General features: G+C 70.2%; 19 protein-coding genes and 1 pseudogene. 12 read left to right on the top strand and 8 right to left on the bottom strand.

Annotation, left to right across the window (positions count from 1 at the left end; translation table 11 throughout):
- Positions 1–113: 113 nt before the first annotated feature.
- Together HLH48_RS03770 and HLH48_RS03765 are read right to left on the bottom strand one after the other, a co-directional pair.
- A complete protein-coding gene (locus tag HLH48_RS03770) occupies positions 114–2,318 on the bottom strand; it encodes an FUSC family protein (RefSeq protein ID WP_264812578.1) in 2,205 nt (734 codons plus the stop codon).
- Positions 2,315–2,866: a MarR family winged helix-turn-helix transcriptional regulator gene (locus HLH48_RS03765; RefSeq protein ID WP_246386803.1), complete on the bottom strand. Its 552-nt coding sequence runs from the start codon at positions 2,864–2,866 to the stop codon at positions 2,315–2,317. The genes HLH48_RS03770 and HLH48_RS03765 overlap by 4 nt, the downstream gene beginning before the upstream one ends.
- 115 nt (positions 2,867–2,981) lie before the next feature.
- Here HLH48_RS03765 and HLH48_RS03760 point away from each other — a divergent pair, with 115 nt between their 5' ends.
- Positions 2,982–4,100, top strand: a complete 1,119-nt coding sequence (locus HLH48_RS03760; RefSeq protein ID WP_373320245.1) for a glycerophosphodiester phosphodiesterase — start codon at positions 2,982–2,984, stop codon at positions 4,098–4,100.
- A gap of 31 nt (positions 4,101–4,131) precedes the next feature.
- Here HLH48_RS03760 and HLH48_RS03755 read toward each other — a convergent pair whose 3' ends face one another.
- A complete protein-coding gene (locus HLH48_RS03755; protein ID WP_182996166.1) occupies positions 4,132–4,344 on the bottom strand; it encodes a hypothetical protein in 213 nt (70 codons plus the stop codon).
- 310 nt (positions 4,345–4,654) lie between these two features.
- Between HLH48_RS03755 and HLH48_RS03750 the strand changes: the two genes are divergently transcribed.
- Positions 4,655–5,806, top strand: coding sequence for an AI-2E family transporter (locus tag HLH48_RS03750; protein WP_182996165.1), 1,152 nt, complete (start codon positions 4,655–4,657; stop codon positions 5,804–5,806).
- Between the two features lie 87 nt (positions 5,807–5,893).
- On the opposite strand, the gene HLH48_RS03745 is transcribed toward HLH48_RS03750, so the two are convergent.
- Positions 5,894–8,515, bottom strand: a complete 2,622-nt coding sequence (locus HLH48_RS03745; protein WP_182996164.1) for a TonB-dependent receptor plug domain-containing protein — start codon at positions 8,513–8,515, stop codon at positions 5,894–5,896.
- A gap of 303 nt (positions 8,516–8,818) precedes the next feature.
- On the opposite strand from HLH48_RS03745, the gene HLH48_RS03740 reads away from it, so the two are divergent.
- The 10 genes from HLH48_RS03740 to HLH48_RS03695 all read left to right on the top strand — a co-directional run bounded on the left by HLH48_RS03740 (position 8,819) and on the right by HLH48_RS03695 (position 24,525).
- Positions 8,819–11,218 (top strand): penicillin acylase family protein, encoded by a 2,400-nt coding sequence (locus tag HLH48_RS03740; protein WP_182996163.1) that lies wholly within the window; start codon positions 8,819–8,821, stop codon positions 11,216–11,218.
- An 86-nt stretch (positions 11,219–11,304) separates the two neighbouring features.
- Positions 11,305–12,312 carry an NAD(P)-dependent oxidoreductase gene (locus HLH48_RS03735; RefSeq protein ID WP_182996162.1) on the top strand — a complete coding sequence of 336 codons (1,008 nt, stop codon included), beginning with the start codon at positions 11,305–11,307 and terminating at the stop codon, positions 12,310–12,312.
- 59 nt (positions 12,313–12,371) lie between these two features.
- Positions 12,372–12,518, top strand: a complete 147-nt coding sequence (locus HLH48_RS03730; RefSeq protein WP_182996161.1) for a hypothetical protein — start codon at positions 12,372–12,374, stop codon at positions 12,516–12,518.
- A 427-nt stretch (positions 12,519–12,945) separates the two neighbouring features.
- Complete coding sequence (locus HLH48_RS03725; protein WP_182996160.1) at positions 12,946–14,538, top strand: carbohydrate porin; 1,593 nt, start codon at positions 12,946–12,948, stop codon at positions 14,536–14,538.
- A gap of 61 nt (positions 14,539–14,599) precedes the next feature.
- Entirely contained in the window at positions 14,600–15,550 is a 951-nt protein-coding gene (locus HLH48_RS03720) for an AEC family transporter (RefSeq protein ID WP_182996159.1), read from the top strand.
- 26 nt (positions 15,551–15,576) lie between these two features.
- The gene (locus HLH48_RS03715; RefSeq protein WP_182996158.1) at positions 15,577–17,238 is read left to right on the top strand and encodes an acetolactate synthase large subunit; all 1,662 of its coding nucleotides are present in this window, start codon (positions 15,577–15,579) and stop codon (positions 17,236–17,238) included.
- Positions 17,239–17,263: 25 nt separating this feature from the next.
- On the top strand, positions 17,264–18,397 hold the full coding sequence (locus HLH48_RS03710; RefSeq protein ID WP_182996157.1) for a zinc-dependent alcohol dehydrogenase family protein: 1,134 nt from the start codon (positions 17,264–17,266) through the stop codon (positions 18,395–18,397).
- Positions 18,398–18,742: 345 nt separating this feature from the next.
- Positions 18,743–21,931 (top strand): efflux RND transporter permease subunit, encoded by a 3,189-nt coding sequence (locus tag HLH48_RS03705; RefSeq protein ID WP_182996156.1) that lies wholly within the window; start codon positions 18,743–18,745, stop codon positions 21,929–21,931.
- Positions 21,924–23,084 carry an efflux RND transporter periplasmic adaptor subunit gene (locus tag HLH48_RS03700; protein WP_182996155.1) on the top strand — a complete coding sequence of 387 codons (1,161 nt, stop codon included), beginning with the start codon at positions 21,924–21,926 and terminating at the stop codon, positions 23,082–23,084. Before HLH48_RS03705 ends, HLH48_RS03700 begins: the two co-directional genes overlap by 8 nt.
- Positions 23,074–24,525, top strand: coding sequence for an efflux transporter outer membrane subunit (locus HLH48_RS03695; RefSeq protein WP_182996154.1), 1,452 nt, complete (start codon positions 23,074–23,076; stop codon positions 24,523–24,525). The genes HLH48_RS03700 and HLH48_RS03695 overlap by 11 nt, the downstream gene beginning before the upstream one ends.
- On the opposite strand, the pseudogene HLH48_RS03690 reads toward HLH48_RS03695, so the two are convergent.
- The 4 genes and pseudogenes from HLH48_RS03690 to HLH48_RS03675 all read right to left on the bottom strand — a co-directional run bounded on the left by HLH48_RS03690 (position 24,443) and on the right by HLH48_RS03675 (position 26,977).
- Positions 24,443–25,224, bottom strand: a pseudogene (locus HLH48_RS03690) (hypothetical protein). The gene HLH48_RS03695 and the pseudogene HLH48_RS03690 sit on opposite strands and share 83 nt — an antisense overlap.
- 83 nt (positions 25,225–25,307) lie before the next feature.
- Entirely contained in the window at positions 25,308–26,036 is a 729-nt protein-coding gene (locus HLH48_RS03685; protein WP_182996153.1) for a hypothetical protein, read from the bottom strand.
- 42 nt (positions 26,037–26,078) lie between these two features.
- Positions 26,079–26,561: a hypothetical protein gene (locus HLH48_RS03680; protein ID WP_306309921.1), complete on the bottom strand. Its 483-nt coding sequence runs from the start codon at positions 26,559–26,561 to the stop codon at positions 26,079–26,081.
- On the bottom strand, positions 26,558–26,977 hold the full coding sequence (locus HLH48_RS03675) for a hypothetical protein (protein WP_182996152.1): 420 nt from the start codon (positions 26,975–26,977) through the stop codon (positions 26,558–26,560). Before HLH48_RS03675 ends, HLH48_RS03680 begins: the two co-directional genes overlap by 4 nt.
- Positions 26,978–26,995 lie beyond the last annotated feature (18 nt).

Here is a 26,995-nt window from a genome sequence, read left to right as displayed (position 1 = left end):
GCCATGCGTGGTTCGACGGGCAAACAGGACGGGCGAACAGGATGGGCGAACCGGAAGCAGCCGCGGGCTCCCTGCACGCGCGCCCCGGCTCGCGGGGCGCGGTCAGTGCCCCGTCAGCGCGCCTCCCTCCGCCGCACCCGGCCCAGCAGGGGCGTATAGGCCGGCACCGGCGCCGTCAGCGGGCGCCGCGCGCCGGGCATGTCCGGCGCCAGTTGCAGCGGCCCATGGCGATGAAAGAAGCCGGGCGCCGCGCGCAGGATCGCCGCCATCTGCCGCAGGCACGCCGCCCCCTGCCGCGCCTGCAAGCCGCCCGCGCCGCCACGCTCCAGCATCTCCCGCGCCGCCGCGACCAGCCCGCGCGCCGTCGCCTCCGGGTCCAGCAGCAGGCTGTCGAATCCGCGCAACCCCGCGCGCATCGACGCGGCATCCGCCGCGTCCAGCGCCGGCAGTTGCGCGATCCGCCGCGCCCGCACCACCAGCCGCCCCAGCGACACCACCCCCAGCGCGGCATCGGTACAGGCCTGCCGCTCGGCCGGGCCCACCCCCACCGAAAGACGCATCGCCAGCCGCCAGATCTTCTGGATCTGCAAGCCTTCCCATACGATCCAGTTCTCGGGCGCGACCGGCAGCACCAGCGCCAGCCGCCGCACCGCCCGCGACAGCGAGCCCACCAGCCGCGCCGCGTCCAGCCGGTCGTCCGGCGGCAGAACGACGCGAAACCCCAGCACCAGCAGCGCGCTGGCCACCAGAAAGGCCATCCAGGTATTGGTCAGCCCGATATCGTCGTAACGGATGGGGTTGGACACATCGAGGATGGCGGCCAGGAACACGCCATAGCCGAACGCCCCGATCCCGTAGCGCGGGCTGAACTGCAACCAGACCCCCGGCGCCAGGAACGCGCACAGGAAAAACCACAGCAGCGGAAACCCGTCGATCCGCGGCAGCACCAGCATATGGCACGCGATCCCCGCCGGAACCGACAGCGCGGTACCCGCCGCCATCAGCACGCTGGAGCGCGAGGCCGACGGCGTGGTCGCGACCAGGCTGGAGGCCGCGACGACATACAGCATCACCATCGGCCCGGCGCTCCAGTGCAGCACGTACCACAGCAGCCCGGCCAGCAGCGCGATCAGCCCGCCGCGCGCGCCGTTGCGCAGCGCGGTCGGCCAGTCCAGAAACCAGCGCAGCCGCACCCGGCGCGGCAGGGCGGGCGCCACCAGCATGCGGATCACGGCATCGAGCTGCGTCAGCACGTCGCGGATATTGTCCGTCGCCAGCAGCACGGCATCGTCCGGCTCGGCCCGCTCGGCCGCCTCCAGCTCCGCCAGCGCGCCGCTGATCGCCGACAGCACCGGCTGCGGCTGGCCGATCCAGTCCGGCTGTCCCGTCAGTTCCAGCAACTCGGTCATCAGCGCGGCGACCCGTCCATGCAGGCGGCGCATCGGCGCCCCGTCCTCGTCCAGGTCGTGCCATAGCGGATGATAGGTCGCGACCACCCCCGCCAGGCCACTCAGCCCCACGCGCAGCGCATTCACCCGCCGGGCGATCTCGTACGTATCGGCCGCCGCATATTCCACCGACGCGATCAGCCCCGCCACCCGCGCCAGCAGGGTTCCCCGGGCATCGCCCGGCGGCAGTCTCAGGGTGCGGAAGCCGCCCGGCATCCCCGCCGCCGCCGACCCCTCCGGCAGACGCCCGTCCCCGGACTGGAACCGATGGAACGCCATGGCATGGGCGATCACATCCCGCACCATCTGGCCGACCTGCGCCATGATCCGGTCGGGCTGGCGGACCGAACTGGCCATGAACACCACCGCCGTCGCGACGATGCCCACCGTCACCGCCGACAGCCGCGCCATGGCGCTCAGGAAGATGCCGTCCGGATCGGCATAGGACGGGGCGGCGACGATGACGATCGTATAGCCCGTCAGCACGGCGGCATAGGCCCGGAACAGCCGCAGGAAGGTCGCGACCAGGCAGGCGAACCCCACCACCACCGCCAGCATCATGGTGTACAGCACCGGCGACTGCGCCACCACCGCCATCAGCGCGATGCTGATCGCCGCCCCCAGCAGCGTGCCGATGATCCGCCACATGCTCTTGGCCATCAGCGCGCCGACGGTGGGGTTGGCCACGATCATCACGGTCGTCACCGACGACATCGGCGATTCGAGCTGGAAGAAGAACGAGCAGGACAATGCCAGCCCGATCGCGGCGAAGGTCCGCGCGCAGAAGGCCGCGCGCCCCACCATCTCGCGCCAGCGCGCGTCGTCGCTCAGCACCCCCGGCAGGATCCGCACGGCACGGGCCAGGCTCACGCCGCACCGCCGTCGCGCGCGGACGCCCGCCGGGCCACGCGCAGGATGTCGTCCAGCCGCCCCGCCAGCACCGCGCCGTCGGCGGGCGACAGGCCCGCCGTCAGCTCGGCCTCCAGCCGCGCCGCGATCTCGTGAAAGCGGCGGCAGGCGCGCCGCCCCTCCCCGGTCAGGAACAGGCTGTTGGCCCGCCGGTCATCCGCGTCGGGCCGGCGCTCCACCAGCCCCGCCTTTTCCAGCAGGTCCAGCACCCGCACCAGCGCCGAACCGTCGGTATCCAGCGCCATCGCCAGGTCCCGCTGCGACGCGCCGCCGGGCATCATCATCAGATAGACCATCGGCCGGACCCCGGCGACGGTCATCCCCTCCGGCTTCAGGTCCCGCTCCAGCCGCGTCCGCCACACCGCCCCCAGCCGCATGACGCGCAAGGTGATCGCCATGCCCGGAAACGGCGTCTCGTCGATATCCAGCGACGCCCGCGGGTCCGTCGCCCGCCGCCCGGCTCCCTCGTCCATGCCCGCCCCCACCATTTCCATCGCAATAATGGTCATGCCCATTAATTGCATGAAAACGGCCTGTCCAGACCCGATCGCCGGGCGCTTGAGCATCGGCGCATGTTCTGTCCATTATGCCGCCGCCCCGACACTTCATGCCAAGGCTCCGCCCGTGCTGACACGCCGAGACATCTTCCCCCTGATGACGGGCGCCGCCTGCCTGGGCACCGCAGGCCTCGGCGCCGCGCCGCGCGCCCTGGCGGCGGCGTCGCTGGCCCCCCGGCCGCTGGTCTTCGCCCATCGCGGCGCCTCGGCCCTGCGGCCCGAACACACGCTGGCCTCCTATGCCAAGGCGATCGCCGACGGCGCGGATTATATCGAGCCCGACCTGGTCCCCACCCGCGACGGCGTGCTGGTCGCCCGGCACGAAAGCAACATCGCCGGCACGACCGACGTCGCGACCCGGCCCGAATTCGCCGCCCGCCGCCGCACGCTCACCATCGACGGCACGGCCGAGACCGGCTGGTTCACCACCGATTTCACCCTGGCGGAACTCAAGACCCTGCGCGCGCGCGAGCGCCTGCCCGCCATCCGCCCGCACAACACCCGCTATGACGGGCATTTCGACATCCCGACCTTCGAGGAAGTGATCGATTTCGTCGCCGCCGAATCCGCGGCCCGGGGCCGCGTGATCGGCCTGATCCCCGAGATCAAGAATTCGACCCATTTCCACGCTTTGGGCCACACGCCGGAGGAAACCTTCCTGCGCGCGATCGCGGCGCACGACTACACGCGCTACGCCCCGCTGGAGGTCCAGTCCTTCGAAACCGGCAATCTGAAAATGCTGCGCGGGCGCGTCCAGGCCATCAACCCGCAGGCCCGCCTGATGTTCCTGCTGGGCGAGCGGACCGACCGCGTCCCCGACCTCATGGCCGCCGGCGCCCCCACCACGTTCGGCGACCTGATGACCCCGGACGGGCTGAAGCAGGTCCGCGCCTACGCCGAAATCATCGGCCCGTCCAACACCGACCTGATCCCGCGCGACGCCTCCGGCGCGTGGCAGGCACCGACCACCCTGATCGACGATGCGCACCGCGCCGGCCTGCTGGTCCATTCCTACACCTGCCGGCCGGAAAACCGCTTCCTGCCCCGCCAGCTCCGCAACAATGCGGGCGACGACGCCCGCAATCCCGAAGGCTCGGTCGCCGAAATCAGGCGCTATCTCGACATGGGGCTGGACGGCTTCTTCACCGATGACCCCGCCCTCGGCCGCCGCGCGGTCGATAGCTGACCCCGGCGGCCGAACCCGGCGCCCGGCCCGGTTACACCGGGCAGGGCGAAGGCGTTCCGGGCCGTGCCATCGCATCCGCCTCGTCCGGCCGCGACCGGCCGCGCAGGCGCCGGCCCGCCTGACGCAACGCGCTGCGATGGGCGGCATGGATCTGCGCGGGCGTCATGGCGACGCCCCGCACCCGAGACCCGCCCGCCATGGGCCGAACCACGGCTGTTTTTTCCTCGACGGATGAAACCGACATCACGATCTCCCTGGTCAAGGTGTCCCGGCGAAGGCCGAAACGTCCTGCCTCCCATAGATGGGGAAATCGTTGCGGCAATTTAAGGGCGGCCCGCCCGAAAGCGCCGCACGACATGGCTGCCTTGCGCGACGGACAGGCCTCCGGCCGGATTCGAATCGCATTCCCAAGGCCCTCCTGCCAGTCTGGCCTGCCAGTCTGGCCTGCCAGTCTGGTCCACCAGTCTGCAACGCCGCCCGCCCGGCATCCGTTATCACGACCGTCGCCACGCTCCGGCCAGGCCCGTGATCCGCCATTCCTGAATCGAGCCCGCATGTCCCAGTTCCCGCATTCGTCCACCCCCCACGCCGTCTCCGTCCGGTCCCGCACGCGATTTCAGTCCTGGGCCCAGGGCGTGCTCGCGCTGGGCGTGGCCCTGCTCGCCCTGTTCATCCTCGGCCGCTTCCGCTCCGCCCTGTTCTGGGGTGGCGTCCTCGCCATCGTCTGCTGGCCGCTGCTGACATGGCTGCGGCGGAAATGGCCGTCCCCGCGCGCGGTGGCCCTGGCCCCGGCCGCCATCGTCGCCGGCATCGCGCTGGTCTTCATCATTCCCTTCGGCCTGCTGGTCTCCGCCGCCGCCGGCGAAGCGCGCGAAGGCGCGCAATGGGTCAGGCAGGCCGCCGAACAGGGCATCCCCGCCCCCGCCTGGCTCGACCGCCTGCCCTGGGGCCGGGCACAGGTCCAGCATTGGTGGCAGGCCAACCTCGCCACCGCCGACAGCGTCCACGAGCTGATGACGCGCCTCAAGCCCGAACGCAGCCTCGCGATGGTGGAACAACTGGGCCACGGCGCGGCCAACGGGCTGGTCATCATGGGCTTCGCGCTGCTCATCCTCTTCTTCTTCTTGCGCGCCGGCACGCCGCTGGTCGCCCGGATCGACCGGCTGGTCTGGCGCCTGCTGGGCGCCCGGGGGGTCATGGTCCAGCACCATGTCGTGGGCGCCGTGCGCGGGGCGCTGGCCGGCCTGGTCCTGGTCGGGCTCGGCGAAGGCGTGCTGATCGGCCTGTCCTATGTCATCGCAGGCGCGCCGCAGCCGCTGCTGCTGGGCATGTTCACCGCGCTGGCCTGCATGATCCCGATGGTCGGCGGCATCGCCCTCGCCCTGTGCGTGGCCCTGATCCTGGTCAAGGGCGCCACGCTCGCCGCCGCCATCGGCGTCGGCGTGTTCGGCGCGATCGTGCTGTTCTTGGCCGACCATTTCATCCGCCCCGCGCTGATCGGCGGCTCGATCAAACTGCCCTTCATGTGGGTGCTGCTGGGCATCCTGGGCGGGCTGGAAAGCTGCGGCCTGTCCGGCCTGTTCATCGGCCCGGCCGTCATGGCGGTGGCCCACCTGCTCTGGCGCCTCGGCTCCGGCCGTGCCGCGCAGGCCGCCCCGGACGGCGTGGTGGCGATCCGCGTGACGCACCACGCCCGAGCGGATTGAAGGCCCCCGGCGGCACGGCCCGCAGACGACGAAACCCGCGATCGCCAGGCGATCGCGGGTCCCGACAGGCTCAGGCGAAAGCCAGGATCAGAAGGTGGCGTTGATCCGGCCGTAGTAATAGCCGCCGGTGAACGGAATGCCGGACGAGTTCTGGTCGAACTGGTTGGCCCCCAGATAGTTCAGGACAAGCGGCAGGCGGCGCGGGCGCACGTTGAAGATGTCGTTCGCACCCACCGCGAAATGCCACACCCGGTTCACGCGATAGCCCACCTCCAGGTCGGTCAGCCACGCCGCGGTGTTCCGGAACGACTGCCATTCGGTGTTCGAATATTGCAACGCCTCCGGCGCCTGGTCCTCATAGGTCTGCAGGATGTTGGTCGAGCCATAGCGCGTCTGGCGCACGTTCACGTCCCACTGGCCGATCGTCCAGTGCGCCTGGAGCACGATCTTGCTCTTCGGCGCGCCGTTGGTCAGGTACGACGCGGTCTGCGCGTTCAGCGCCGACAGGCCGTTGGCCAGGCTGTTGGTGCGGGTGACCTTGGTGCGGTTCAGGTTGACCCCGAGGCTCAGGTCGACGTTGCCGTATTGATGCAGGCGCAGCAGATAGTCGGACATGATGTCCAGGCCCTGCGTCCGCGTGCTGCCGACATTGGCGAAATAGTTCACGAACACGTCGGAATTGGTGATGCCGGCCGGCAGCGAGGCGCCGGTCATGGCGATCGCGTCCAGCGCGTCGCTGTCGCTGAAGGTGGCGCTGCCGAAGATCCGGTCACGGATATCGATCATGTAGACATCGGCCGAAACGTGCCAGCCATCGACCGGCTCCAGCACCACGCCGGCCTCGGCGCTGAACGAGCGCTCCGGCTTCAGCGGCAGCGCGCCGACCGACCGGCCCGCGGCGCTGGTGGTCGACAGCAGGCCCGTGGCGCCGGTGGGCGACACGTTCAGGGCGCTGAAATGTTCTTCCGGCAGCGTCGGGGCGCGGAAGCCGTTGCTGACCGTGCCACGGATGGCGATGCGCTTCGTGAAGTCATAGCGGGTCGAGACCTTGCCGTTCTCGGTGTTGCCGAAATCGGTGTAGTGCTCGAACCGGCCCGCGAAATCCAGGTCCCAGTGCGGCAGCGGATGGAAGTCGCCGTCCAGGTAGCCGGCCCAGATGTCGCGGCCCCACTTGCCCGCGTTCTCCGGCATCAGGCCGGCATAGCCCTGCGCGCCGCCGATCTGGTACGAAGGCGGATTGCCCGGCCAGATCTGGTATTGTTCCAGACGATGCTCGGCACCGAACGCCACCGTCACCGGCACGACATTGGCGATCTTCAGGCGGCGGCGGAAATCGGCATTGTTCGTCCATTGCGCCAGCGAATACCGCTCGGCCAGCACCGTGGTCGGCGACCAGCCGCACCCGTTCGCCGAATAGGTGGCCGCGTTCGTCGGGTCGGTTCCGCACACCGTGGGGTCGGTGCTCAGCATGTTCGGGTTGGCGGTGTTCTTGTTGCCGATCGAATCGTCGTCCTGGCCGTAGGTCGTGCTGACATCCCAGTCGAAGCCCAGGAAATTGTTGCCCTTCAGGCCCAGCGTCGCGGCAAAGTCGTTCTCGTCGATCGTCTCCAGCGGCGAGAAGCCGGCCGGATAGATCTGCGGCGCCTTGGTCGGCGTGCGATAGTTCTCGTACGCCTCGCTGTGACGATGCGCGTAGGTGATCTGGCCGAAGAAATCGACCCCCGGGGTCAGCGTCTTGCCGAAATTGATCAGCAGGTTCTCGCGGGTCTCCTCCGGCGTGCTCATGATCTTGTTCGAATTGCCGGGGAAGTTCACACCCGCGTAATCCTCGTTGTTCGGGTCCGAACGCAGGTCGTACGCGCCCTTCGGCACCATATGGTCGGCATGCATCACCTGGCCGGCGATATGCACATAGCCGTCGCCGAGGAAGCTGAACCCGCCATCGATGCCGGTCTGGTACTGCCAGCCGTCGCCGTTATAGGCATTGGCGCCGGTCTGCCCGGTCAGGTTCAGCCCATGGGCCGTCTTCTTGGTGATGATGTTGACCACGCCCGCGATGGCGTCCGATCCATACATGGCCGCGGCGCCGTCCCGCAGGATTTCGATATGGTCGATCGCATTCGCCGGCAGCATGTTCAGGTCGACGGGCGTCGATCCCTGCTGCGGCCCCTGGTCGGCATAGATGTTGGCGGTGGTGTGGCGGCGCTTGCCGTCCACCAGAACCAGCACTTCGTTCGGGTTCAGGCCGCGCATGCGGATGGAAGACGTCAGCGCCCCCGCGTCGGCACCCATCGTCTGTTCCGTGATCGACGGGTCCATGCGCGTCAGCGCGTCGGCGATGTTCACCGCGCCGGTCCGCATCAGGGTGGCGGCGGAAATGACGCTGACGGGCGCCGTGGAATCGCGCGCATGCCGATTGAAGGCATGGGTGCCGGTCACGATCACGGCCTCGCCGGAATCGGCGGGCGCGCGATAGACGGGCGCCGCGACCGGCGCGGCAAGGCTGGCCGGAGCCATCGGAGCCACCGCCGCGTTTTTCGCGGTCGCGGTGGAATGGGCGGAAGCGCTAGCGCCTTTCTTGGCCTTCGCGACATGGCGATGGCTCGATGCGGACGTTCCGGACATCGTGGCAGTCTGCGCCATCGCACCGAAGACATCGAACTGAACGGCAAGAATCGTGGCCGCTATAAGGCTTCGCCTCAGGGTCATAGAGTTAACGTGCTCCCGCGAATATCGTTACATGACGGTATCATCAAGCGATGGAACGCGGTCCGATATCAATGCAGAACTGCAACCAGTCATCACGAAACCTTAATATATGACTTTTTTGTCACAGTTCCCCCGCATCAAGTGTGCCCCCTTCATTCAAAAATATGAAATTAAACAATAAAATAGTGGGCGACAGGACACATTCCGCAGGGTTACGCTGCGCGGGCTTCGTTCCGGTCCCATAAAAATTTCCCCGGCCGCCGACCCGTTCCGGCTTCAACATGGACACTCCAGGGCACGCGCATGATCCCCCCTTCCCGTCCCGACACCGCGCCTCCCCGCCGCCGCGCCCGCCTGGCCCGGCGCGTCGCGGCGGCCATGGCATGCGCGGCCATCGTCCTCGCCGGCGCCGCCGCCGGCTATGGCGTCTGGGTACTGCGCGCCAGCCGCCCGGCGCTGGAGGGCATGCGTCGCCTGCCCGGCCTGGAGGCCCCCGTCACCATCACCCGCGACGCCGCCGGCGTCCCGACCCTGGTCGCCCGCACCCGCCCCGACCTGGCCCGTGCCCTGGGGTTCCTTCATGGCCAGGAACGATTTTTCCAGATGGACCTGCTGCGCCGCCTGGCGGCGGGCGAACTGGCCGAACTGGTCGGCCCCGCCGCGCTTGACCTGGACCGCACGCACCGCCTGCACCGCTTCCGCACCCGGGCCCGCGCCGTCCTGGCCCGGCAGGACCCGGCCGACCGCGCCCTGCTGGCGGCCTACACGGCGGGCGTGAATGCCGGACGCACCGCCCTGGCACATGATTCTTTCGAATATACCCTGCTGCGGATCCCCCCCGCCCCCTGGCGCGACGAGGACTCGCTGCTGGTCGTCTATGCGATGTATTTCGACCTCCAGGACGCCGACGGCACGGGCCAGCGCCTGCGCGCCGCCCTGCGCCAGGCCTGGGGGCCGGAGATGGCGGCGTTCCTCGACCCCGAGCTGACGCCGCTCGACGCCCCGGCCGACGGGTCCACCGCCACGCCGCCCGCCATGCCCGCCGCCCTGCCCGCCCGGCCGTCCAGCGATACGGGCAACGCCGCGCCCCCGGCGCCGGAACGCGGATCGAACAATTTCGCGGTCTCCGGCCGCCTGACCGCGACCGGCAGCGCCATGGTGGCCGACGACATGCATCTGGGCCTGATGGTGCCCAACATCTGGTACCGCGCCCGCCAGGTCCTGCGCCCCGCCCCCGCCGCCGCCCCGACGCTGGACCTCACCGGCGTCACCCTGCCCGGCGAGCCCTACCAGATCGTCGGCACCAACACCCGCGTCGCCTGGGCCTTCACCGACGGCTACATCGAATCCGGCGACCTGATCGCACTGGACATCCCGCCCGGCGATCCCGGCCGGTACCAGACCCCGGACGGGCCGAAACCGTTCGGCATGGCGCGGGAAACCCTCTGCGCCGCCCACGAGACCTGCCATCCGCTGACCATCCGCACCACGATCTGGGGCCCGGTGAACGGGCAGGACGCCCGGGGCCGCCCGCTGGTCTGGCACTGGAGCGCGGAGGATGAGGGCGCCATCGACTATCGCGGCGTCCGCGCTCTGGAATCCGCCGTCAGCGTGCGCGCGGCGCTCGATGCCGCGCACCGCGCCGCCCTGCCGCAGGAAAACCTGCTGGCCGGCGACCGCGACGGCCATATCGGCTGGACCATCATCGGCCAGGTGCCGCGCCGCGTCGGGCTGGACGACCGGCTGCCCCATTCCTGGGCCGACGGCAGCCACCGCTGGGACGGCATGCTGCCCCCCGCCGACATCCCCGAGATCGTGGACCCGCCCGGCGGCCGGCTCTGGACCGCCAACGGCCGGGTGGTCGGCGGCCCGGCGCTGGCCGTCCTCGGCGACGGCGGCTACGCCGACGGGCTGCGCGCCGGCCGCCTCCGCGACGACCTGCATACGCGCGACCATTTCGCCGAAGCCGACCTGCTGGCGATCCAGACCGACGACCACGCCACCGTGCTGCGCCCCTGGCAGGCGATGCTGGCCGCCGCCATCGCCGCCCGCCCCGGCCGGGCGGACCTCGCCGCCATGGCCCCCCATGTCGCGGCCTGGGGCGAACGGGCGCGGCCGGAATCGATCGGCTACCGGCTGGTACGGCAATATCGCGCCCACGCGCTGGCGATCGTCTTCGGCGCCTACGCCCACGCCCTGCCCGGCCTGCCCGGGACGCCGCGCGTGCCGCCCCGCGCCGCCTGGGCGGTGCAGCGCCTGCTGACCGAGCGCCCCCCGGCCCTGCTCCCGCCCGGCCGGCGCGACTGGACGGCGATCGACGACAGCATCCTCGACGCGCTGGCCGCGGATGTCCGCGCGGCGGGCGGCGTCGCGTCGTTCCGCTGGGGCGCGGCCAACCATGTCGGCATCCATCACCCGCTGTCCCGCGCGGTGCCGCTGCTGGGCCGGCTGACCGACCCGCCCGACCTCCCCGAAGCCGGCGACACCCTCGTCCCCCGCGTCGCGGTACCGGGCTTCGGCGCGTCGGAGCGGCTGGTGGTCAGCCCGGGGCACGAGGACACGGCCCTGTTCGACATGCCGATGGGCCAGTCCGCCAACCCGCTCTCCCCCTATTACGGCGCGGGGCAGGAGGCCTGGGTCGACGGCACGGCCCGCCCCCTGCTGCCCGGCCCGGCCCGCTGGACCCTGACCCTGGCGCCATGAGCCCGCCGAGGGACATCAAGGACGGAAATCAAAGACAGACGCCAGCGAAACGCCTATCCAGAAAAGCGTTCCGGAGAGACCCCGCCATGAAGATCGTCCTGTTTTCCGCCGACGAGGCCGAAACCGCCAGCGCCGTCTCGGCGCTCGATCCCGCCTTCACGGTCACCTCGGTCGCCCGGCCGATCGATGCCGGCATCGTGGACGCCTATGCCGATGCCGACATCGTCAGCGGCTTCGCCGGCTGCGATTTCGGCGCCGCAATCCTGTCGCGGCTGCCGAAGCTGCGCTTCATCGCCATTCGCGCCACCGGCTTCGATTCGGTCGATCTCGATTACTGCCGCGCCCACGGAATCCGCGTCTCCAACGTGCCGGTCTACGGCGACAGCACGGTGGCCGAACACGCCATCGGCCTGCTGCTGGCCCTGTCGCGCGCGACGGTCCCCTGCGCCGAGGCCACACGGCGCGGCGATTTCGCCTACACGCCCGCCCGTGGCTTCGAACTGCGCGGCAAGGTCTTCGGCGTCGTCGGCACCGGCCATATCGGCCGCCGGGCGATCGAGATGGCGCATGGCTTCGGCATGGCGGTCATCGCCTATGATGCCCGCCCGTCGCCCGCGCTGCAAAACACCCCGAACGTCCGCTACGCGCCCCTGGACGAGCTGCTGGCCCAGGCCGACATCGTCAGCCTGCACGTCCCCGCCACCCCCGAGACCGACGACATGATCGGCGCGCGGCAATTCGCCCTCATGAAGCGCGGCGCGGTCCTGATCAACACCGCGCGGGGCCAGGTCGTCGACAACGCCGCCCTGGTCCGCGCGCTCGAAAGCGGGCACCTGGCGGCGGCCGGGCTGGACGTGCTGCCCGACGAAACCCTGCTGCGCCACCCCGCCACCCTCTTCGCCGCCGACACGCCGGCCACCCCCGCCATGCTGCGCGACATCCTGGCCGCGCGCGTGCTGGCCGGCATGCCCAACGTGATCGTCACGCCCCATAACGCCTACAACACCGTCGAAGCCTTCCGCCGGATCACCGCGACCACCGCCGCCAACATCAGGGCGTTCGTGGACGGCCACCCGATCAACCTGGTCTCCTGACCCGGCCTGGTCGCCTGACCCGGCGACGCCTCCCCCGGAAAACCAGGTAAGGACATATCATGAGCCTCACGCAGGATCTCTCGGTCATCGGCGCCATTTCGGCCTTCTGGCTGGTCGCCATGATCGCCGGAAGCTGGAAGGCCCCACGGACCAGGCGCCATGCCCGGCTTCCCGGACGACCTACGCCTTCCGCATGGGGCTGCTGAACAATTTGGCCAATCCCAAGGCCCCGATCTTCGTCTCCAGCCTGTTCGCCGCCGCCCTGCCGCACCACGTCTCCATCGGCCTCGGCCTCACGTGCGTCGGCGCCACGTCTCGCGCAGGTTCCTGCGGCTGCGCCAATGGATCGACCGCGCCTCGGGCCTGGCCTTCATGGCGCCGGGCATCCGCTTCGCGACGGAGCGAACGGCGGGGTGACCGGCCACCCGATCCGCGCGCCCCGTCTCAATTCTTTCCTGTCGGGCTTGATCTGCGTCAATCCACGCCGCGCCATACTTTGATACACACAGCGAAGCAACAGAGCCCGCAGGCGTTCCGCCGCAGCCCACGCGACGCGGAACGCGACGATCGATCCACCAGGCGCACTTTCCCGACCGTTTCCAATCTTCCACCGCGGGCGCGATGGAGAGTCTCATGTCGATGTCCGACATCTGCCGCCTGTCGGGCACGATATCCGCGATCGTCCTGATCGCGAACATGCCCATCGCCGAAAGATCCTTCGCGCACGCCCGAAAAACAGCGCCGCGCCCGGCAGGGCATGCCGGACAGGCCACCGCAGCACCCGTCCGGCAAGACCCGCCCCCCCTCAGGCCGACGACCGGCCAGACGGTCTATTCCCCCGCGAGCCATGGCCTCACGGCGCTGTATTACGACGCATTCCTGCACCATTTCCCCGCCGGCGATTCCGGCCTGCCCGGCGACTGGGGCGGCGATCGCAGTGCGATCATCGAGCAGGAATTCGGCGCCACCCCGGCCCCGCCCCGGCATCTGCTGCGCGACCAGGCCGCGCCGGTCAGGATGTTCCTGCTGCGACATGGGGTCAACATCCAGCTTTCATACAAGACCGAGACATTATGGAACGTGGCGGGCGGCATCGAACGCGGCGGCGACTACGCGCACGAGGTCGCGCTCCAGGTCGATACCGACCTCGGCAGACTGACGCACATGGCCCCCCTGTCCGGCTGGACGACCCACCTGGCCATCATCCAGCGCGCGGGGCGGAGCGTGACCCACGACAGGGTCGGCGAACGCGCCGTCAACCTGGCCGAAGCCTATGGCACGGGCGGCAACGTGCTGGCGCACATGGTCTATTTCTACGCCGAAAAACAGGTCCTCGACAATCGCCTGAACGTCGCGATGGGGCGGATGCCCGTCACCCTCAGCTTCGCCTCCTCGCCGATCTACTGCACCTTCATGACGATCTGCGCGTCGCCGATGGCCTTCAAGGGCACGCCGGGCAACAGCGTCTGGCCGAATTCCACCTGGGGCGGGCGGATCCGCCTGCGCCCGGCGCTCGACAATTTCCTGGTGCTCGGCGCCTATCAGGTCAATCCGAATTACGGCGGCATTTCGGGATGGAGCTGGTTCAATCGCGGCTCCACCGGCGCCTTCCTCCCGATCGAGGACACATGGCGACCCTATTTCGGACGCCACGGCCTGGTCGGCCACTACAAGGTCGGATACGCCTACAACAGTTCGGACTATCCCGACCTCCTCGGCCCAGCCCCCCGCGGCACGCTCCCGCCGTCCGACCGGCAGGGCATCCGCGGGTCCCGCCCGGGCCATCGGCATACGGTCTGGTACATGGCCGACCAGATGCTGTGGCGCACCGGCAGGACCGAGACCAGCGGCGGCATCCTGTTCGGCGGATTCGTCTATAACAGCGCCTCGATCAGCGTCTTTCACGAACAGGAATTCATCGGCCTCATGATGCCCGGCCTCGTCCCGGCCCGCGCGGGCGATCGTGTCGGCCTCCTGCTGTCGCACTACACCTTCAGCCCCGCGCTCCGCCGGGGCGAGGAACTGCGTGAGGATGCGGGCATGCGCCCCGGCGCCAACCTGAAGGGGCCGCAATCGGACGAAAACGTGCTCGAAGTCTATTACGGCGCGGCGATCATGCGCGGGATCCTCTTCCAGCCGGAATATGAATATGTCGTCCATCCCGGCGGGACGACCCACATCCGCAATGCCCACGTCATCGGCTTCAAGCTGACGGCACTTCTCTGATGCCCGTCGATCCCACCCCCCCTCTTTCGACGGCACCCCGACGGAAAGGACGCCGCGCGTCATGAGCACGAGCATCATAGAAGCCCTGCTGCCGATCATCGTCACGCTCCTCCTGGGATATGTCGCCGGCTGGCACCGCAATTTCAGCGGCGACCAGGCGGCCATCCTCAACCGCATGGTCATGCTCTACGCCCTGCCGCTCAACCTGTTCGCCGGCATCCTGTCCACCCCGCGCGACCAGGTCCTGTCGGCGGGTCCGCTCTTGTTCGTGATCTCCCTTGGCATGATCGGCAGCTACGCCGTCGTGCTGGGATGCTCCCGCTATCTCTTCCATCGCACGATCGGCGTGGCGGCCTTGCAGGCCCTGGCCATCAGCGGCCCGGCGGTTCCCTTCGTCGGCGTCCCGGTCCTGGGGCATATCTTCGGGCCGTCCAGCGCCGTGCCGATCGCCATCGCCAGCCTGCTGATGAACCTGGTCCAGGTGCCGCTGACGCTGGTCCTGCTCAATGCCGACGCGCAAGCCGGCCAGCCCGGCGCCGCGCAACCCGCCGACGCGAACATCCTCGGCCACGTCTCGCGCGCCTGCAAGGAGCCGGTGGTCTGGGCACCGCTGGCCGCCCTGCTGCTCGTCCTCGCGGGCCTGTCGCTGCCCCGGACGTTCCAGGGCTCCCTGACCCTGCTCGGGCAGTCGACCGGCGGCGTGGCGCTGTTCGCCTCCGGCATCATCCTCTTCTCCCGTCAGGTGACCTGCACCGCGCAGGTCATGCGCGCCGTCATCGCGAAGAACATCGTCATGCCGGCCGTGACCTGGGGCACGGCCCTGGTTCTGGGCCTGTCCTCCGCCCTGACGCAGGAAAGCGTGGTGACGATGGCGATTCCGACCGCGTCGATCGCCGTCATGCTGGCGGTACAATACCGCACGGCGGAGCGCGAAATGGCATCCGTGCTGTTCTTCACCACCATCCTGTCCATTTTCACCATGGGCGGCTTCATCTGGCTGACCAGCCATTGACCGACCATCAGGAAGGAACGTCCACCATGTCCGATTCCCCGACCACCGTCGCCCAGTTGATCGTGCGCTGCCTGGAGGCCGAAGGCGTCCGCTACATGTTCGGCATCCCGGGCGAGGAGAATATCCGCCTGGTCGACGCGACGGCCGGGTCGTCGATCCGCTTCATCCTGGTCCGGCACGAGCAGGCGGCCTCGTTCATGGCCGACATCTACGGCCGGCTGACCGGCAAGGCGGCCGTCTGCGCCGCGACCCTGGGCCCGGGGGCGATCAACCTGCTGCTGGGGGTGGCCGATGCCCATACCGACAGCACGCCGCTGGTCGCGATCTCGGCCCAGGTCGGCCTCGACCGGATCTACAAGGAATCCCATCAGTATATCGACCTGGAAAGCATGTTCCGGCCGGTCACCAAATGGGCCGCGACCATCGGCACCGTCGCCTCGGTGCCCGAGATGCTGCGCAAGGCGTTCGACCTGGCCCAGCGCGAGCGGCCGGGCGCGGTCTATCTCGCCGTGCCGGAAGACCTGGAAGCCCAGGCCGCCCCGGCCGATCTCGTCCCGCTGACGGCGCGCCCCTCGCACATCACGGCGCCCGATCCCGCCCAGGTGGCGGCGGCGGTCGCGATCCTGCGCCGCGCGAAGCGTCCCGTCCTGCTCGCCGGCCACGGCGTGGCGCGGGCGCACGCGTCCGAAAAACTGCAAGAATTGTCCGAGATGCTCGGCATTCCCGTGGCCACCACCTTCATGGCCAAGGGCGTCATGCCGGCACGCCACCCCAACACGCTGGGCGTCATCGGCTTCATGCGCCATGATTACGAGAATTTCGCCTTCGACGAAGCCGACGTCATCCTGTCGGTGGGCTACGAATTGCAGGAATTCGCCCCCGCCCGCATCAATCCGGACCGGGACAAGACCATCATCCACGTGCATCGCTTCGCCGAGGATATCGACGCGTCCTATCCGGTGACGGTGGCGGTGGAAGCCGACGTGGCGCTGGCGCTCGACGCCCTGATCGCCGCGTTCGCGGCACAACCCGCCGGCCCGTTCCCGAAGGACGCGAAGATCCGCGGCCTGTGCGAGGCCGAACTGGCCGCCGGGGCGCGCGACGATCGCTTTCCGCTGGCGCCGCAAAGGATCGTCTCGGACATCCGCGCGGCGCTGGACGACGACGACATCGTCCTCGCCGATACCGGCGCCATCAAGATGTGGATGGCGCGGCTCTACCCGGCGCAGAAGCCCCTGACCTGCCTGATCTCCAACGGCCTGTCGACGATGGCCTTCTCGCTCCCGGGCGCCATCGCCGCCCGGCTCGCCTGCCCCGGGCGCAAGGTCCTGGCGGCGATGGGCGACGGATCGTTCCTGATGAACTCGCAGGAAATCGAAACCGCCGTGCGGGAGAAGATCCCCCTGGTGGTGCTGGTCTGGGTCGACAACGCCTACGGCCTGATCAAATGGAAGATGGACCTGGAGCTGAAACATCACCGCGACGTCGATTTCGGCAATCCCGATTTCGTCAGATATGCCGAAAGCTTCGGCGCCGCCGGCTACGCGATCGAACGCGCCGCCGACCTGCTGCCGACCCTGAAGCGCGCGCTGGCCGACGATGGCGTCTCGATCATCGCCTGCCCGGTGGATTACGCCGAGAACATCAGGCTGACCGACCGCCTGGGCGAGCTGACGCTCTCGCTGTGATCCCTCGACACGAAAGGACGACGCGATGAAGATCCGGGCCGCCCTCCTGCGCGAGATGGGCAAGCCGGCGCCCTATGCCCGAAGCAGGCCGCTATCGATCGAAACGCTCGATCTCGCCCCGCCCGGGCCGGGCGAGGTGCTGGTCCGCATCATGGCGGCGGGCCTGTGCCATTCCGACCTGTCGGTGATCGACGCCAGCCGCCCGCGCCCGATGCCGATGGTACTGGGGCACGAGGCCGCCGGCATGGTCGCGGAACTCGGCGCCGGCGTCACGGGCTTCGCGGTCGGCGATCACGTGGTGATGACCTTCACGCCAAGCTGCGGCCGCTGCCCCACCTGCGCCGGCGGCCGCCCGGCGATGTGCGAGCCCGGGGGCGCCGCCAACACGGCCGGCACGCTGATCGACGGCGCCACCCGGCTCAGCCTGGACGGGCGGCCGGTCCATCATCACCTCGGCGTCTCGGGCTTCGCCGATCACGCCGTCGTCTCGCCGGACTCCCTGGTCAGGATCCCCGCCGACCTCCCCTTCGCAGAAGCCGCCCTGTTCGGATGCGCGGTCATGACGGGGGTCGGCGCGGTGGTCAACACGGCCAGGATCGAAGCCGGGACGACCGTCGCGGTGGTCGGGCTGGGCGGCGTCGGGCTGGCGGCCATCATGGGCGCGCGGGCCGCCGGCGCGCGCGAGGTGATCGCGGTCGATCTGTCGGATGCCAAACTGGCACTGGCGCAACAGGTCGGCGCCACGGCGGGCGTGAATGCCGGCGCGCCGGACGCGGTCGACCAGGTACGCCGGCGCAGCGCGGGCGGCGTCGATTACGCGTTCGAAATGGCGGGGTCGATCCGGGCGCTGGACAGCGCCGTCGCCATGACGCGCCGTGCGGGCGGCATGACCGTCACCGCCGGCCTGCCGCCCCACGGCGCCAGCCTGCCCCTCGATATCGCGCGCCTGGTGGGCGAGGAACGGTCGCTGCGCGGCAGCTACATGGGCACCTGCGTGCCGAGCCGCGACATCCCCCGCTACATCGCGCTGTACCAGGCCGGGCGCCTGCCGGTCGACCGGCTGCTGACGGGCCGGCTGGGCCTCGACGCCATCAACGAAGGCTTCGACAGGCTGCGCACGGCACAGGCGGTCCGCCAGGTCATCGATTTCCCGCACTAGAGCCATATCCGTTCACACTGGTTCACGGATATGGCTCTAGATCATTGTTTTATCGAGCATCTTTATCCGACCGAATGAGTCCATCCGGTTGGATGATGCTCTGGCCCCCGGCCGGCGCCGGCAGTCTAAAATTCGTCCCGATCGCCGCGATGTGACAAACCACCCGCCCGGGTCCGCGTCTATAGAGGCAAGGGGTGACGCACTCCACCCGGCCGCGCCGGGACGCCGGACCGAAGAAAGATGCCGCCTGATGCATGACGGGGAGAGGAACGGACGGCGCGGCCTCGCGACGACGGGGCACGCGCCGCGAATGACGCCTCCCGGGGCATCCCTACCCGCCCGGCCATGAACGCGATCGTCCGGCTGGCACTCGCGCGGCCCTACACGTTCGTCGTCATGGCGATCCTGATCGTGATCGCGGGCGTGCTGTCGGCCGTCCGCGCGCCCAAGGACATCTTCCCCACCATCGGCATCCCGGTGGTCGCGGTCGCCTGGACCTACACCAACCTCTCGCCGCAGGACATGTCCGGGCGCATCCAGTTGCCGTTCCAGCGCGCGCTGACGACGACGGTCAACGATATCGAACATATCGAGGGCCAGGCCCTGACCGGGATCGGCATCACCAAGATCTTCTTCCAGCCCGGCGCCGACATCCGCCTCGCCAACGCCCAGGTCACGGCCATCGCCCAGACGCTGCTGCGCCAGCTTCCGCAGGGCACCACCCCGCCGCTGATCCTCAACTACAGCGCCTCCACCGTGCCGATCCTCCAGCTCGGCCTGTCGGGCGCCGGCCTGACCGAGCAGCAGCTCTATGATTTCGGCTTCAATTTCATCCGCACCCGCCTGGTGATGGTCCCCGGCGCCGCCATCCCCTTCCCCACCGGCGGCCGGGTGCGGCAGATCCAGATGGACCTCGAACCCAGCCAGTTGCAGGCCCGCGGCGTCTCGGGGCGGGACGTGGCCGACGCCCTGGCCACCCAGACCCAGATCACCCCGGCCGGCTTCGTGAAGATCGGCGAATACCAGTATAATTTCCGCCTCAACAACGCCCCCCTCTCGGTCGGGCAGCTCAACATGCTGCCGATCCGGACGGTGAACGGCGCGGTGGTGCGGGTCCGCGACGTGGCCCATGTGCGCGACGGCGCGCTGCCGCAGCAGAACATCGTCCATGTCGACGGCCAGCGCTCGGCCCTGCTGACGGTGCTGAAATCGGGGGCGACCTCCACCATCGCCATCGTCCAGGGCATCCGCGACACCATCCCCGACGCACGGCGCGGCCTGCCGAAGCAGCTTGCGATCACGCCGGTCAACGACCAGTCCCTGTTCGTCAAGGCCGCCGTCGGCGGCGTGCTGCGCGAGGGCATGATCGCGGCCGGGCTGACCAGCCTGATGATCCTGCTCTTCCTGGGCTCGTGGCGCTCGACCCTGATCGTCGCCACCTCGATCCCGCTGTCGATCCTGGGCGCCATCGCCATCCTCTCGGCCTGCGGCCAGACGTTGAACGTCATGACATTGGGCGGCCTGGCGCTGGCCGTCGGCATCCTGGTCGACGAGGCGACGGTGACGATCGAGAATATCGAGCGCCATCTGGAAATGGGCCAGGACGTGCATGCGGCCATCATCGACGGCTCGGGCGAGATCATCGTGCCCGCCTTCCTGTCGCTGCTGTGCATCTGCATCGTCTTCGTGCCGATGTTCTACCTGCCCGGCGTCTCGGGCTTCCTCTTCGTGCCGATGGCGCTGTCGGTGATGTTCGCGATGGCGATGTCCTTCCTGCTCTCGCGCACGCTGGTCCCCACCATGGCGATGGTCCTGCTGCGCCGCCACGACCCTGCGGGCCGACAGGCCGGCGGCCCGCTCACCCGCTTCCAGCAGCGTTTCGAACGCCGCTTCGCGGCCCTGCGCGACCGCTACGCAACCCTGCTGGAGGCCGTGCTGGCGCATCGCGGCCGCTTCGTCGGCCTCTTCCTCGGCTTCGCCTTCCTCAGCCTGGCCTTCCTCCCCTTCCTCGGGCGCAATTTCTTCCCCCAGGTCGATGCGGGGGCGATGACGCTGCACGTGCGCGGCCCGGTCGGCATGCGGATCGAGGAAACCGCCGCGCTCTTCCTGGATATCGAAAAACAGATCCGCGCCCGCATCCCGGCGGATGAAGTGCTGTCCATCGCCGACATGATCGGCCTGCCGAACAGCGCCATCAACGTCTCCTACAGCGCCTCCGGCACCATCGGGCCGGAGGACGGCGATATCCTGGTCGCGCTGAAGCAGAACCATCACCCCACCGCGCGCTATATCCGCCGCCTGCGCGCCGACCTGCCCCGCCTGTTCCCGCAGGCCGGCTTCGCCTTCCTGCCGTCGGACATCACCAGCCAGATCCTCAATTTCGGCGCCCCGGCCCCGATCGACATCCAGGTGATCGGCCCGCACCCCGACGAAACGCGACAGTTCGCCGAGCAGGTGCTGCGCGCGATCCGCCCCATCGACGGCCTGGTCGACGCGCGGATCCAGCAGCCCGCCCATTACCCCGAGCTGCGGTTCGACGTCGACCGCACCCGCATCGGCCAGCTCGGCCTGACCGAGGGCGACGTCACCGGCAGCATCGCGACCACCATCGCCGGCACCTCGCAGACCGCGCCGCTATACTGGCTCAATCCGCAGAACGACGTGACCTACCCCATCTCGGTGCAGATGCCCGAATACCGCATCGGTTCGCTGGCCGACGTCATCGGCCTGCCGGTCACCGGCGCGGGCAACGGCACGGGCAACGGCACGGGCGCCACCCGCCCGCAGGTGCTGGGCGCGCTGGGCACCATCACGCGCGGCACCACCTCCCCGGTGGAGGGCCAGTACAATATCCGTCCGCTGATCGACGTCTTCGCCGGCAGCGACGGGCGCGACCTGGGCGCCGTCGCGTCGGACGTGCAACGGGTGCTGGACCGGCTGGAGCCCACGCGCCCGCCCACGGTCACGGTGGCCCTGCGTGGGCAGTACGAGGCCATGAACACCGCCTTCTCCGGCCTCGGCGCCGGGCTGCTGGGGGCGATCGTGCTGATCTACCTGCTGATCGTCGTCAATTTCCAGAGCTGGACCGACCCCTGCATCATCATCCTGGCCCTGCCGGCGGCGCTGGCCGGAATCTGCTGGATGCTGTTCGCCACCGGCACGCCGCTGTCGGTGCCGGCCCTGACGGGCGCGATCATGTGCATGGGCGTGGCGACGGCCAATTCCATCCTGGTCATCGCCTTCTGCCGCGAACAGTTGGCCGAGCACGGCGACGCCCTGCAAGCGGCGCTGGCGGCGGGCCGGACCCGGCTGCGGCCGGTGCTGATGACGGCGCTGGCCATGGTCATCGGCATGCTGCCGATGGCCCTGGGCTTCGGCGAGGGCGGCGAGCAGAACGCGCCGCTGGGCCGCGCCGTCATCGGCGGGCTGGTCTTCGCCACCTGCGCCTCGCTGTTCTTCGTCCCCACCCTGTTCGCCATCATCTACCACCGGCGCCCGCATCCGGCCCGACGGGGCGAAACGGCCAATGCCTGACCCGGGCGCGGACAGCCGGCCAGATCGGCCAGACCGGCCGCCACCCCGCCTGGGCCGGTTCGCCGTGGCGGCGGCGGCGGCCTTCGCGCTGGTCCTGGTCGCGGGCACGGCGCTGCGGCTGCACGCCCGCCGCCAGCTCCATGCGGAAACGCTCGCCGCGGCGATCCCCACCGTCAGCATCGTCCACCCTGGCGGCCCGGCAACCGACCGGCTGGTCCTGCCCGGCCGGCTGCAAGCCTGGTACAGCGCGCCGGTCTATGCGCGGACCAACGGCTATCTGCGGCGCTGGTACGCCGATATCGGGCAGACGGTGCGCCAGGGCGCCCTGCTGGCCGACATCGACACGCCGGACGTGGACCAGCAGCTCGCCGCCGCCCGCGCCGCCCTGGCCACCCGCACGGCACAGCGCGACCTCGCGGGCATCACCACCCGCCGCTGGAACCGCCTGAACGCGCAGAACGCGGTCTCGCAGCAGGAAACCGACGAGCGACGGGGCAATTTCGCCGCCAGCGAGGCCACCCGCCACGAAGCGGCGGCCGAGGTCGAGCGGCTGGAAACCCTGTCGGGCTTCAAACATATCCTGGCGCCCTTCACCGGCGTCGTGACCAGCCGCGCCACCGATATCGGCGCGCTGATCGTCGCCGGCACCGCGGCGGCCCAGCCGCTGTTCACCGTCTCCGACGTCGCCCGGCTGCGGCTGTATGTCAGCGTCCCGCAGGCCTATGCCGCGCGGATACGCGACGGCATGGTGGTCGCCTTCACGGTGCCCGACTATCCCGGCCGCGCCTTCCAGGCCCGCCTCGTCCGCGCGTCCGGCGCGGTGGACCCGCAATCCGGCGCCATGCTGGTGCAGTTCGTCTACGACAATGGCGAAAACCTGCTCAAGCCGGGCGCCTACGCCCAGATCGCCTTCACCTTCCCCGGCCCCGGCACCGCCGTCCGCATCCCCGCCAGCAGCCTGCTGTTCCGGCGCGACGGCACCACCGTCGCGGTCATGGATGCCAGCCACCACGTCAGGATCCAGCCCGTCACCATCCTCACCGATTTCGGCACCGAACTGTCGGTCACCGGCCTCGCGCCGCAGAGCGCCGTCATCGACAATCCCAGGGACGATCTCCGCGACGGCGACGAGGTCACCCCCCATGGGGCCTGACCCGAGGCGCGGGACAAAGGGCAAGCTCCTGCTGCTGGTCCTCGCCCTCCTCGCCGGCTGCGACCTGGCACCCGCCTACCGCACGCCCGCCGCGCCCACCCTGCCCGCCAGCTTCAGGGAAAGCGGCCCCTGGACCCCGACCGCCCCGCTGGACCACCCCGCCGGCACGGACGCGGGCATGGACGCGGGCACCGACTGGTGGACGGTGCTGGCGGACGACGGGCTGGACCGGCTCGAATCCCGCGTGGCGCGCGCCAACCCGCAACTGGCGGCCGCCATCGCCCGATACGACCAGTCCCGCGCCCTGGTCCGCCGCGCCCGGGCGGAATTTTTCCCCCAGATCGACGCCACCGCCAGCGCCGAGCGCGAACGGGCGGTGCTGCCCCAGACCGGCCGCTATATCGAATATCGCAACGAGGCCGCCGGCGGCGCCGTGTCGTGGGAGCCCGATATCTGGGGCCGCATCCGCAACCTCGTCGCCGCCGCGCGGTCCGACGCCCAGGCCAGCGCCGCCGATCTCGGCGCCATGCGCCTCAGCCTCGAAGCCGAACTGGGCGAGGACTACGTCCAGCTTCGCGGGCTGGACGCGCGGATCGCCGTCCTGCGCCGCACCATCGCCGCCTACCAGGCGGCGCTGGACCTGACGACCACCCGCTTCGCCGGCGGCGCCGCCAGCGAACTCGATGTCGGCCGGGCACAGACCCAGCTCGCCTCCGTCCAGTCCCGGCTCGACCAGCAGGTGGCCGACCGCGCGCTGGCCGAACATGCCATCGCGGTCCTGGTCGGCGAGGAGCCCACCCTGTTCTCGCTTCCCCCCGCCACCGCGCTGGACCCGGTGCCCGTCATCCCCGTCACCGCGCCGTCCGCGCTGCTGCGACGCCGCCCCGACGTCGCCGCCGCCGAACGGCGCATGGCGGCGGCCAACGCCCGCATCGGCGTCGCGCGCGCGGCCTTCTTCCCCAACATCACCCTCGGCGCCTCCGGCGGCTCGGCCACCACGGTCGGCACCCTGCTCTCCGCCGGCACCGGGGTCTGGGCCCTCGGCCCCGCCCTGGCCACGCTGGCCGTCTTCGACGGCGGCCGCCGCTTCGCCGACCTCGCCGCCACGCACGCCGCCTACGCCGAAGCCGCCGCCACCTACCGGCAGACGACCCTCGCCGCCTTCCGCGAGGTCGAGGACCAGCTCGCCCTGCTCAACCACCTCGCCGACGCCGCCGCCCGCCAGCAGGACGCCGTGTCCGCCGCCGCCCGCACCAACCGGCTGGCCACCATCCGCTATCGCGAGGGCGCGGTCGACTACCTCCAGGTCGTCATCGCCCAGACGGCCGAACTCCAGGCGCGCGACGACCAGATCACCATCACGACCCGGCGCCTGACGGCGGCGATCGACCTGGTGCGGGCAATGGGGGGCGGCTGGCGGCGGCAGGGCGCATTTTTCTGAAGACAGACGGCCCGCCCGCCAGAAACGCCGCGTTCGCCGCCACCAGCGCGTCCCAGTCCTCGCCCCCCGGCAACCCGCCGGGCGGCATCAATTGCCGCCACGCCACCCCATGGCATTCCATGATCCGCGACCGCACCCAACGCCATGTCGCCCGCTGATGCCTCCCCAGGTCAGCAGCGAGACCACCGATTCCGCCTCCACCCCGTCATAATCCCAGGCCAGCAGGCAATGCCCGCCCCACGATCCCGGATTCTGGTCGCCCGGCATGGTCGTATCCCACACCCCGCCTTCCGCCTGGTCGGCCAGCGCCAGCCGCACGCCCAGATAGGCCACGCCCATCCCGGCCATGACCAGCCGCACCGCGTTCAGGTCGTCCGGCGCGGCCGAGCCCCAGACCGGATACAGCACCTGGTCCGCCAGCGCGTAGCCGTCCCGCGCGGCGCAGGCCAGCACGTCGATCTCCACCCCGCCCCGGTCGGTCGCCGGCTCGTCGGGCCGATAGCCGGTGGACCGCGCATAGAACATGATCGCATCGGCCTCCCGCACCGCCACCTGGTAGCCGGCCAGCGCCGCCGTGGCGCGGATATGGTTGCCCAGCCCCGCCGCCGTGCAATTGCCCAGCCGGTCATTGCCCAGCATCAGCGGCGCCGGATCGATCGCGGCCCGCACCAGCCGCCCCGGCGCCCGCCGCGCCATCATCCGCAGCCCGTCCAGCACCGGCTGGCCGGCCCGGCTCTCGGCGGGCCGGCAGCCCAGCCGCCGGCCGCCGGCCCGCCGCGCCGTCACGGGCCGCGATACAGCGCCGCGCGCACCGCCGGCGCACCGCCGCCCGCCGCCACCGACAGGCGCGCCGGGCCCAGCCCCGCCGCCGCCTCGATCAGCGGAACGATCCGCTCCGCCGTGGCGAGATACCCCGCCACCGCCGGATCCAGCGTCGCCGCCACGGTGCCGGCAACGGTCAGAACCGTCTGGAAGTCACCCGCCAGCGCCGACGCCCACCCCCTGCCGGTCCCGATATCGATCGCCCCGCCCGACACCGCATCGACCTGCGCCGTAATCGCCGCGATCCGCGCCAGCGCCGCATTCACCTGCGCCACCTGCCCGGCGGACAGATGCGCCGACAGGCTCGGAATCGCCTCGATCGCCTGCGCCGCGAAATCGATCGCCCCCGCATCGGCCGCCAGCTCGGCGGTATCGATGCGCGTGCTGTCGCCGATCGCGGCACAGGCCCCCAACCCGGCCGCCAGGCCCAGCCCCAGCGCCAGCACGACCCCCGGCACCCCGCCGCCATCCTTCCCCGGCCCCGATCCTGGCGTCGTCCGGTTCGCGACATTGCGGAAATTCTGCGCCAGCAGGTTCAACACGCCATAGACCCGCCCATAGGCCGACCCGGCACTGGCCGGCACCGGCAGCCACGGCATCAGCACCGCGCACACGCCGCACAGCGCCGCGACATACATCACGTCCCTCATCGGCACCATCGCGATCAGGGTCTGGACAATCGTCGTCATATCCATGGATCGTTCCAATCTTCCGCTTTACGATTCCAGCGCTCAGGCCGCGACGGCCATCGCGAACGCCGCGACATGCACGCTGTCGACCCTGCCGGCCCCCAGCGCGCTGTTATAGACACGCTTCCAATAAGCACAGAGCCCTTCGGTATCTTTCTCATCCGGTAACGGCGCGGGGTCGAAGACGTATTTCACCCGCGCCATCGCGCAGCCATAGCGCAGGTTGCCGATCAACTGCCGCGCGCGCGGAATGTCCGAACAGGTCATGCGCCGCACACGGGTTTGCAGATCGGCATGGGCCGCCCCATCGAGCATCCGCCACAGCGCGTCATGGGTCGCGGGCTCCATCTGCCACACCCCCAGCGCCGGCCCCCCGCCCCCCTGCACCAGCCGGGCCGCGCGCGATTCCACCAGCGCCGTCCCGGTCAGCAGGTTGACGGCGGCCGGCCCGCCCAGCCCCAGCCGGTCCAGCACCGGCGCCACCACCCGCCATTTCAGGTCCGAGGGATCGATCCCGTCCATCATCCCCCCTCGCCGCGCATCACGCGGCCCAGCCAGTCGATAAAGGGCTGGTAGCCCATCAGCGCCGACACCACGCCCCCCAACGCGAAACCCGCATTGCGAATCAGCCTGACGCCACCGGCAATCTGCGCGTTCATCGCAATCAGCGTCCGCTGCGAGTCCGCCAGCGGCGCGGTGGTGTCGGCGATCACCGCCCGCATCTCGCGCCGCAGATCCACGATCGCCCGGCGCATCGCCTCCCCGTCGCGATCCGCCCGCTGGTCCTGATGCGCCCCCCGGGCCCGCCCCTCGGCCGAAATCTCGACCAGCTTCATCATCATGTCCCGCTGCCCGGCTTCCAGCCGCCCGATCCGCGCATCATGCTGGCGCAGCGTATCGGACAGGCCGGCCGGGTCGGCAACGCCCCGCGCGTCGTCCATCGCACCCCCCTTTTCTGA

Source organism: Gluconacetobacter sacchari (assembly GCF_014174255.1).
GTDB lineage: Bacteria > Pseudomonadota > Alphaproteobacteria > Acetobacterales > Acetobacteraceae > Gluconacetobacter > Gluconacetobacter sacchari.
This window is presented reverse-complemented; position numbering and strand designations above follow the sequence as displayed.

What these genes read in the sequence shown, in the direction of transcription:
- HLH48_RS03710 (WP_182996157.1), top strand. Translation starts at nt 17,264, where the DNA reads ATGAAGATCCGGGCCGCCCTCCTGCGCGAGATGGGCAAGCCGGCGCCC.
- HLH48_RS03675 (WP_182996152.1), bottom strand. Translation starts at nt 26,977, where the DNA reads ATGGACGACGCGCGGGGCGTTGCCGACCCGGCCGGCCTGTCCGATACG.
- HLH48_RS03725 (WP_182996160.1), top strand. Translation starts at nt 12,946, where the DNA reads ATGTCGATGTCCGACATCTGCCGCCTGTCGGGCACGATATCCGCGATC.
- HLH48_RS03730 (WP_182996161.1), top strand. Translation starts at nt 12,372, where the DNA reads ATGAGCCTCACGCAGGATCTCTCGGTCATCGGCGCCATTTCGGCCTTC.
- HLH48_RS03740 (WP_182996163.1), top strand. Translation starts at nt 8,819, where the DNA reads ATGATCCCCCCTTCCCGTCCCGACACCGCGCCTCCCCGCCGCCGCGCC.
- HLH48_RS03755 (WP_182996166.1), bottom strand. Translation starts at nt 4,344, where the DNA reads ATGTCGGTTTCATCCGTCGAGGAAAAAACAGCCGTGGTTCGGCCCATG.
- HLH48_RS03715 (WP_182996158.1), top strand. Translation starts at nt 15,577, where the DNA reads ATGTCCGATTCCCCGACCACCGTCGCCCAGTTGATCGTGCGCTGCCTG.
- HLH48_RS03750 (WP_182996165.1), top strand. Translation starts at nt 4,655, where the DNA reads ATGTCCCAGTTCCCGCATTCGTCCACCCCCCACGCCGTCTCCGTCCGG.
- HLH48_RS03705 (WP_182996156.1), top strand. Translation starts at nt 18,743, where the DNA reads ATGAACGCGATCGTCCGGCTGGCACTCGCGCGGCCCTACACGTTCGTC.
- HLH48_RS03765 (WP_246386803.1), bottom strand. Translation starts at nt 2,866, where the DNA reads ATGACCATTATTGCGATGGAAATGGTGGGGGCGGGCATGGACGAGGGA.
- HLH48_RS03700 (WP_182996155.1), top strand. Translation starts at nt 21,924, where the DNA reads ATGCCTGACCCGGGCGCGGACAGCCGGCCAGATCGGCCAGACCGGCCG.
- HLH48_RS03695 (WP_182996154.1), top strand. Translation starts at nt 23,074, where the DNA reads ATGGGGCCTGACCCGAGGCGCGGGACAAAGGGCAAGCTCCTGCTGCTG.
- HLH48_RS03685 (WP_182996153.1), bottom strand. Translation starts at nt 26,036, where the DNA reads ATGACGACGATTGTCCAGACCCTGATCGCGATGGTGCCGATGAGGGAC.
- HLH48_RS03745 (WP_182996164.1), bottom strand. Translation starts at nt 8,515, where the DNA reads ATGACCCTGAGGCGAAGCCTTATAGCGGCCACGATTCTTGCCGTTCAG.
- HLH48_RS03735 (WP_182996162.1), top strand. Translation starts at nt 11,305, where the DNA reads ATGAAGATCGTCCTGTTTTCCGCCGACGAGGCCGAAACCGCCAGCGCC.
- HLH48_RS03720 (WP_182996159.1), top strand. Translation starts at nt 14,600, where the DNA reads ATGAGCACGAGCATCATAGAAGCCCTGCTGCCGATCATCGTCACGCTC.
- HLH48_RS03680 (WP_306309921.1), bottom strand. Translation starts at nt 26,561, where the DNA reads ATGATGGACGGGATCGATCCCTCGGACCTGAAATGGCGGGTGGTGGCG.